Raw genomic sequence first — 2611 nt, forward strand, 5'->3', positions numbered from 1 at the left:
GATTAATCTAGAGTAGAAAAGCGGTAGAAAAATTAACTATACTTTTTAGATCTTAAGCAATTTCTCTAGCTCGTGAGCCAACCTCTAGTTTCCCAAGTAATAGACAACATATGTGGGTGGTAGCGATCGCCCTAGGTCTGGCTCATCCTAGAACAACACTCGGGAGCATTGACGAGAGAGAATCTGCTATTTGGTATCCGAAAAAACAATCTTAGGCAGGGCTGTCACGCAGGATGAATCTCAGGTCGTGTCATGATGCCTGCGCGTGCAGCCAGGCAACCATGACTCTGATATGACTCCGGTGTCAGTACACATCTAGGGTTGGGCAAAAGCTGTCGAAATCGATGCGTGTTTTATTAGTAGAAGATGATCGTCAACTTGCAGAGTCATTGATGGAAGCTTTGACGGTGCAGCGCTATGCCGTGGATGTGGCCCAGGATGGGGAGGTTGCTTGGGAGTACACTAGGGCATTTACCTACGATTTGGTGTTGCTGGATGTCACGTTGCCCAAATTAGACGGCGTGAATCTTTGTCAACGTCTCCGCGATCGCGGCTATGCGACTCCCATCCTAATGCTGACGGCGCGGGATACTAGTTTAGATAAGGTGATTGGTTTAGATGCAGGGGCAGATGCCTATATGGTAAAGCCCTTTAACTTACAAGAACTGCTGGCCCAAATTCGGGCTCTACTACGTCGGGGGCGATCGGGTATGTCCCCCGTTTTAAGCTGGCACAAGCTCCAGCTAGACCCTAGTAGCTATGATGTGACCTACGATCGCATCCCAATTCACCTCACCCCCAAGGAATTTGCCTTAATGGAGGCGCTCCTGCGCTATGGACACCGCGTACTTAGCCGCGCTGCCATTCTGGAGCATGTTTGGACATGGCAAGATGCACCGGACAAAGACACCATCAAAACCTATATCAAAAACTTGCGATCGAAACTCAAGGCAGCGGGTGCCCCTAGTGATCTCATCGAAACGGTGCATGGTGTGGGCTATCGCCTAAAGTCATGGGAAAAATCTGATTAGGATTAGGAGCAAAAATGAGGTGGGATGTGAGGAATTGTCAATATTCTCCACCAATTCTCCACTTAATTATCCCTGGTTTCTCCACCTTTGACCTGTATCGTAAGGTCTCAAGTTACAGATTTCAAGACGCATTAGCTGGCTCACTTATTAGCATGATACATCAAATCTGTATCGTTTGATGCAATTCGGTCTTGAATTTAGGAATTTTTGGAGGATATCGCCATGACGATTCGTAGACGGCATTTCTTGCAGTTGGGAGCTGGGGCAGCGATCGCCCTTGCAGCCCATGCCTGCAGCAATCCCCAGGCTTCTGTATCGGAGAATGAGAGTGCCGAAGATCCGGGCACCATCTCCATCGGGTTTTGGCCCGTGGCTTCTGGGTTGCCGCTATTTGTTGCCGTTGAGAAAGGGTATTTTGCCGAGGCTGGGTTGAATGTGGAAGCCGTGAAGTTTGCATCGCCCAACCAAGTTGCTGAAGCCCTGATTGCAGGGCGATTGCAGGGAACGGGTAATGGAGTCGCGAGCGGTGCGCTGGGTCTAGCGGAAATTACTTCACCAGGCTTATTCAAAATTCTGACCTCAAATCCTAGTAATGCTGAATATATCCTCGACCAGGTGATTGTGGCTAAGGATAGTCCGATTCAAACCATTACGGATCTAAACGGAAAGTCCTTTGCTACCGGGCCAGGGGCACAAAACTTAGCGATCGCTGAGGCAATTTTGGCAGCGGCTGGGGTCACAGAACCTAGGGTACAACAGCTTGAAATTAGTCAGCATGTGGCAGCGATCGAATCCGGTCAAATTGATGCCGCCTATACCTTGGAGCCAACTGGCACAGTGGGTGAACTGAAGGGTATCACACGGATCTTAGAAAGCGGTGTGGTGTCTAAATATATCTTGGGAGAGCCGATGGCTCCGTGGTTCGGTGGCTCAGCTGCACTCAGCAGTGCCTTTATCGGGGAATATCCAGAAAGTACGATCATCTATGCTGAAGCCTATCGGCGAGCTGTTCAAGATATTCGGGATAATCCAGCAGAAGCTCGCCAATATCTAACCGGTTACACTGCCATTGAGGGCGAACTGGTGGAGAAGGTACCGATGGTGGGTTACACCATGTATGACGAATTTACGCCTGAGGATATAGCCTATTTCCAGAAATTCTTTGATTTCATGACGGAAAAGGAAATCTTTGCCCGATCGATTGATGTTGGAGCTCTAATCTATCAACCGGCGTAACTTCTTGCCCATCTTTGGATTCAACTATGATGATTAATCCTGTTACTACGCAAAATGCTGCTCCGCCTGATCACTTTGTTTCAGTCAAGGGGCTCTGTAAATCCTTCAGTGGATCGGTTCTTTACGACAATTTCGATCTTGACTTATCTCGCAATCAACTCGTCTCCGTTTTTGGCCCCAATGGATGTGGCAAGTCCACTCTGATTAACATGATTAGCGGTCTTATTCCTGTCGATCAGGGTGAGATTCGTATCCATGATAAACCCATTCGGCGAGCACGCATTGGCTATGTATTCCAAAACTATCGGGATTCTATGCTGCCATGGCTAAGCGCCTATGATAAT

Annotated in this window: 3 protein-coding genes; all 3 read left to right on the forward strand. The window is 48.4% G+C overall.

The window, feature by feature from the left end; genetic code table 11:
• Positions 1 to 344: 344 nt before the first annotated feature.
• Positions 345 to 1031, forward strand: coding sequence for a response regulator transcription factor (locus V6D20_15555; protein ID HEY9817197.1), 687 nt, complete (start codon positions 345 to 347; stop codon positions 1029 to 1031).
• Positions 1032 to 1253: 222 nt separating this feature from the next.
• Positions 1254 to 2267 (forward strand): ABC transporter substrate-binding protein, encoded by a 1014-nt coding sequence (locus V6D20_15560; protein HEY9817198.1) that lies wholly within the window; start codon positions 1254 to 1256, stop codon positions 2265 to 2267.
• Positions 2268 to 2293: 26 nt separating this feature from the next.
• Positions 2294 to 2611: ATP-binding cassette domain-containing protein (locus tag V6D20_15565; protein HEY9817199.1), on the forward strand; the 318-nt coding region annotated here is incomplete at its 3' end.

It is taken from the genome of Candidatus Obscuribacterales bacterium, from assembly GCA_036703605.1.
Lineage (GTDB): Bacteria > Cyanobacteriota > Cyanobacteriia > RECH01 > RECH01 > RECH01.